The sequence below is a fragment of the Streptomyces sp. NPDC054841 genome (genome assembly GCF_053611045.1).
In genome coordinates this window covers 1-5147 of sequence record NZ_JBSGZO010000556.1, presented here as the reverse complement: position 1 = coordinate 5147, position 5147 = coordinate 1, and the positions used below count along the sequence as shown (strand labels likewise).

The 5147-nt window shown below is 70.8% G+C and carries 6 protein-coding genes; all 6 read left to right on the top strand.

Features of this window, described 5'->3' with window-relative positions; genetic code table 11:
• On the top strand, nt 1-836 hold an 836-nt coding region (gene pqqB / locus ACWGI8_RS39050; protein ID WP_453668194.1), incomplete at its 5' end, for a pyrroloquinoline quinone biosynthesis protein PqqB.
• A 92-nt stretch (nt 837-928) separates the two neighbouring features.
• Nucleotides 929-1603 carry a pyrroloquinoline-quinone synthase PqqC gene (gene pqqC / locus ACWGI8_RS39045; RefSeq protein WP_453668193.1) on the top strand — a complete coding sequence of 225 codons (675 nt, stop codon included), beginning with the start codon at nt 929-931 and terminating at the stop codon, nt 1601-1603.
• Nucleotides 1600-1854 carry a pyrroloquinoline quinone biosynthesis peptide chaperone PqqD gene (gene pqqD, locus ACWGI8_RS39040; protein WP_453668192.1) on the top strand — a complete coding sequence of 85 codons (255 nt, stop codon included), beginning with the start codon at nt 1600-1602 and terminating at the stop codon, nt 1852-1854. Before pqqC ends, pqqD begins: the two co-directional genes overlap by 4 nt.
• The gene (pqqE, locus tag ACWGI8_RS39035) at nt 1842-2987 is read left to right on the top strand and encodes a pyrroloquinoline quinone biosynthesis protein PqqE (protein WP_453668191.1); all 1146 of its coding nucleotides are present in this window, start codon (nt 1842-1844) and stop codon (nt 2985-2987) included. Before pqqD ends, pqqE begins: the two co-directional genes overlap by 13 nt.
• A 154-nt stretch (nt 2988-3141) precedes the next feature.
• Complete coding sequence (locus tag ACWGI8_RS39030; RefSeq protein WP_453668190.1) at nt 3142-3933, top strand: Tat pathway signal sequence domain protein; 792 nt, start codon at nt 3142-3144, stop codon at nt 3931-3933.
• 91 nt (nt 3934-4024) lie between these two features.
• Nucleotides 4025-5113, top strand: coding sequence for a PQQ-dependent sugar dehydrogenase (locus tag ACWGI8_RS39025; RefSeq protein WP_453668189.1), 1089 nt, complete (start codon nt 4025-4027; stop codon nt 5111-5113).
• Nucleotides 5114-5147: the final 34 nt, after the last annotated feature.

The following is a 5147-nucleotide window of genomic DNA, read 5'->3' as shown; positions in this document are numbered from 1 at the left end:
GCGCCGGGGCACGCGCACACCCGCACCGGCGCCGCCGTCACGCCTCACTCGCCCTGCGCGCGGACGAGGGGCGCTGGTACCTCGTCAACGCCACCCCCGACATCGGTGACCAGATCGAGGACACCCCCGCACTGCGGCCCGGACCCGGACCGCGCGACACACCGGTGGCCGGGATCGTCCTCACCGACGCCGAACTCGACCACACCCTCGGCATCGCCAGGCTGCGCGAGGCCGACGGCCTCGAGATCCTCGCCACCGCGCCCGTACGCGAAGCCCTCCTCGGGCGGCTCCGGCTCGGCGACATCCTCGACCCCTACACCCGGCTCGGGTGGCGGGATCTGGGCGGGGATCCGCAGCCGCTCGTCAAGGGCGGCACGGTCGAGATCGACGCCGTGCCCGTCTCGGCGAAACGGCCCCGGTACGCCGCCACCGAGAACACCCTCCACCCGGAGGACCCCGACTGGGTCGTCGCCCTACGGCTGCGCGAGACGACGACCGGCAAGAGCCTCGTCTACGCCCCCGCCCTCGCCCGCTGGACCGACGGCCTCCAGAACGCCGTCGAGGACGCCGACTGCGTCATCCTCGACGGCACCTTCTGGGACGACGGCGAACCCGTACGCACCGGGATCTCCGCGAAGTCCGCCACCGGCATGGGACATCTCCCCATCAGCGGCCCGAACGGCACCGCCCGGCGGCTCACCGGGCTGCGCGCCCGCTGCCTCTACACCCACCTCAACAACACCAACCCCCTCGGGGACCCGGAAGCCGCACAGCACGCGCTGCTCTCCGGCTGGGGCCTCGAAGTCGCCGCCGACCGGATGGTGATCGAGCTGTGAATACGGCAACGCACGCTGGACCGAGTTCGGGTATCCCAGGAGCGGGCACAGGTATCTGGAGCCGGGACGAGCTCACGGCTCGGCTGCGCGCCGTGGCCGCAGAGCGCTACCACGACCGGCACCCCTTCAACGTACGGATGCACGACGGCAGTCTCACCCCCGCCGAACTGCGTCGATGGATCATCAACCGCTTCCACTACCAGCGCCACATCCCCGTCAAGGACGCGCTGATCCTCGCCAAGTTCGACGACCCGGCGCTGCGCCGGGCCTGGCTGCGCCGGATCCAGGACCACGACGGGGAGAAGGACGGCGACGGTGGCATCGAACGCTGGCTGCGGCTCGGCGAGGCCGCCGGGATCGACCGCGCCCGGCTCTGGTCAGGGGCCGAAGTCCTGCCCGGCGTCCGGCTCGCGGTCGACGGGTACGTCAACTTCTGCCGGCTGCGCGGCCCGCTCGAGGCCGTCGCCGCCTCGCTCACCGAACTCTCCGCACCCGGCATCATGCGCACCCGCATCGCCGCCTTCGAACGCCACTACCGCTGGATCGAGGCGGACGGGCTCACCTATTTCCGCAACCGCATCGGCCAGGGCGGCCGCGACAGCGAGGAGGCGCTCGGCCTGGTTCTGGAATGGGCGCGCACGCGCGAGCAGCAGGAGGCGGCGGTCGCGGCGCTCGGCTTCAAGTGCGACGTGCTGTGGTCGCTGCTGGACGCGATCGAGCGCGCGGGGGAGCTGGGGGAGCGGGAGGAGCTGGGGGAGCTGACATGACGTGGAAACCGGTGCTGTCGCGGTCGGTGATGCTCCGCCACGACCCGGTGCGCACGACGGATCTCCTGGTCCTGCCGGAGCGAGTCGTCGTCCTCAAGGGCAACGCGGGCTCCATCGTGCGGCTCTGCGACGGCGAGCACGACGTCGAAGCGATCGTCGCGGAGCTCGCCGTACGCCATCCGGGTGCGCCGGTCGCCGCCGAGGTCCCGGCGTTCCTCGGCCGGCTGAAGGAGGAGGGATGGCTGCGATGACTCCTGCCGAACAGCCCACCGCCGAACCGTCCCCCGTCGCGCCGCCGTGGGCGCTGCTGGCCGAGCTCACCCACGGCTGTCCACTGCGCTGCGCGTACTGCTCCAACCCCGTCGAACTGGTCGGTCGGTCAGCTGAACTGACCACACGGCAATGGACCGACGTGCTGCGGCAGGCCTCCGGCCTCGGAGTCGTCCAGATGCATGTGTCCGGCGGCGAGCCCCTGCTGCGCCGCGATCTCACCGAGATCGTCGCGGCGGCCGACGCGTACGGCATCCACACCCAACTGGTGACGAGCGGCGTCGGCCTCCATGAGAAGCGGCTCACAGCGCTGACCGGGGCCGGCCTGCGCAGTGTCCAGCTCTCCGTCCAGCACGCGGACGCCGTCGCCTCCGAACTGGTCGCGGGCGCCCGCTCGTTCGCGGCGAAGGAACGGGCAGCCCGGCTCGTACGGGATGCGGGACTGCCCCTCGGGCTCAATGTCGTACTGCACCGGGCCAACCTCGACGCCCTGGACGACATCGTCGAACTGGGCCTCGCCTGGGGCGCCGACCGGATCGAGCTGGCCAACACCCAGTTCTACGGCTGGGCCCTGGTCAACCGCGACACCCTGCTGCCCGGCCGCGAACAGGTGGCGCGGGCCCGGCGCTCCGTCGAGGCCTGGCGGGCCCGGCTCGACGGGCGCATGGACCTCGTCTGGGTCGTGCCCGACTACGTGGACGGCACGGCCAAGCCCTGTATGGGCGGCTGGGGTGCCGTCTCGCTCACCGTCGCCCCCGACGGGACCGTCTACCCCTGCCCGGCCGCGGCCCCGCTGCCCGGCCTCGACGCACCGAACGTCAAGGACCGCCCGCTGGAGTGGATCTGGCGCGAGTCCCGGGCGTTCAACCTCTACCGCGGCGAGGAGTGGATGAGCGAACCGTGCCGCACCTGTGACCTGCGCACCAAGGACTTCGGCGGCTGTCGCTGCCAGGCGTACGCGCTCACGGGGGACGCGGCGCGCACCGACCCGGTCTGCCGGCTCTCGCCCGACCACGGACTCGTACGCGCACTGGTGGACGCGCCGCGCCGTGGCGCGGACGAGCAGCCGGTTCCCGCGTACGCCTACCGCGAGGAAGGCCATCGCGCGCCATGAAGCGCCGACAGCCGGGAGCGGGCGATACCAGGGGCCGGGCCACCGGCGCACCCCATCGGCCGCGCGAGGGCGACGAACGATTTCCACGTCCTCGGCGCCTTCCTGATCAGGACCGAATCACGACCGAACAACTCCGAGCGAGGTGACGTACGAGATGACCGCATCACATGGCACATCGCGCAGAGCCGTACTGGGCGCAGCCCTCGGCGGCGCAGTCGCGGCCGGACTGCCCGCCGCGCCGGCCGCGTCCGCCGCTTCCTGGCAGCTGCGCTGGTCGCCCTCCGCGAGCGGCGACGGACTGAGGGCCTTCGAGACGATCGAGGACGACCGCGCCGACTCGCACACGGCCGGTCAGCCGCACATCTTCGCCGAGGGCGACAACTGGCGCTTCAACATGCACACCGTCGACCGCGACACCAGCACCGACCGCCAGCGCCAGGAGGTCACCGGCTGCCGCAACGGCTCCTCGTACCTGAAGTGGCTGCAGGGCGAGACCTGGCGGATCACCTACGCGATGTACATCCCCAGCAGCCTGAAGGCGACCACGACCTTCACCCACATCATGCAGATGAAGCAGCCCGGCACCGGCAGCTCTCCGATCGTCGTGCAGTCACTGCGCCGGGTGAGCGGGGTCCAGACGATCGAACTGAAGCTCTTCGACTCCGACACGCTGGTGGGCCGGACGAACCTGGAACCCCTGCACAACAAGTGGATCGACGTCGACTTCCAGATCAGGATCGGAAACGGGACGTCGGGCTCGGTCCGCTGGATCCTCAAGAACGGCTCGACGACCGTGATCGACAAGTCGAAGTCGGGCGTCGACACCTTCCTCGCGGACCGGGTACGCCCCAAGTGGGGTATCTACCGCTCTCTCGGCGACAGTTCGGGATCCCTGCAGAACTGCCACCTGCTCCTCACCGGCCTGCGCGCCTACCAGCTCGTCTGAGAAGGACCGGGATCGACCGCTGCCCCCTCGCACCACCCCGGGCACGAGTTCCCCCCACAACCCCCCATCCCCCACATGGAGGCATCCACCCATGCACGCGAGCACCACATCCAAGATCCTGACCGGCGTGGCGGCCGCCGCCGGTGCAGCGGCACTGATCGCCGGGCCGGTCCAGCCCGCCTCGGCGGCGAGCGCCGCCGGTGCCCCCACCGGGATCACCACCATCTCGACCGGCTGGTCGATCCCCTGGGGTGCCTCCTGGCTGCCGGACGGCTCGGCCGCACTCGTCACCGAACGCGACTCGTTCAAGGTGTTCAGGGTGACGCCGGACGGGACCAGGAGCCAGATCGGCACCGTTCCCCAGTCCCAGGCCACGGGCGGCGAAGGAGGCCTGATGGGCGTCGCGGTCGACCCCGACTGGGCCTCGAACCACCACGTGTACTTCATGCACACGTCCTCGGACGGCAACCGCGTCGCCCGCATGACGTACGACGGTTCCTCGCTCAGCGGCTACAAGGCCCTGGTCCAGGGCATCAAGAAGGCCACGTTCCACAACGGCGGCCGGCTGGCCTTCGGCCCCGACGGCCATCTGTACGCGTCCACGGGCGACGCCCAGACCCCCTCCCTCGCCCAGGACAGGAACTCCCTCAACGGCAAGATCCTGCGGATGACCAAGGACGGCAAGGCGGCGCCCGGCAACCCCTTCGGGAACCTCGTCTTCAGCATGGGCCACCGCAATCCGCAGGGCCTCGCCTTCGACGCCGAGGGCCGGCTCTGGTCGGCGGAGCTCGGCCAGAACTCCAAGGACGAGCTCAATCTCATCAAGTCCGGCAGGAACTACGGCTGGCCGCAGTGCGAGGGCGACTGCAGCGTCTCCGGAATGACCAACCCCAAGAAGACCTGGGACGTGGCCGAGGCCTCACCGAGCGGGATCGCCATCGTCGACAGCGCCGTCTACATGGCGTCGCTGCGCGGCGAACGGCTCTGGCAGATCCCGATCAGCCCCGACAACGAGAACGTCGGTACGGCGAAGGCGTACTACGTCGGCACGTACGGACGTCTGCGCAGTGTGACGAAGGTGCCGGGCGCGGACCAGATGTGGCTGTCGACGACGAACGCGGACGGGAACGGGGGCGAGCCGGCCGGAGCGGACAAGATCTTCCGGGTGACGATCGGGTAGTGCGTACGCGGCCGCCCGGCGCGGAGCCTCGCTC

Coding starts and splice junctions, on each gene's coding strand:
- pqqE (WP_453668191.1), top strand. CDS start 1,842: ATGGCTGCGATGACTCCTGCCGAACAGCCCACCGCCGAACCGTCCCCC.
- ACWGI8_RS39030 (WP_453668190.1), top strand. CDS start 3,142: ATGACCGCATCACATGGCACATCGCGCAGAGCCGTACTGGGCGCAGCC.
- ACWGI8_RS39025 (WP_453668189.1), top strand. CDS start 4,025: ATGCACGCGAGCACCACATCCAAGATCCTGACCGGCGTGGCGGCCGCC.
- pqqD (WP_453668192.1), top strand. CDS start 1,600: ATGACGTGGAAACCGGTGCTGTCGCGGTCGGTGATGCTCCGCCACGAC.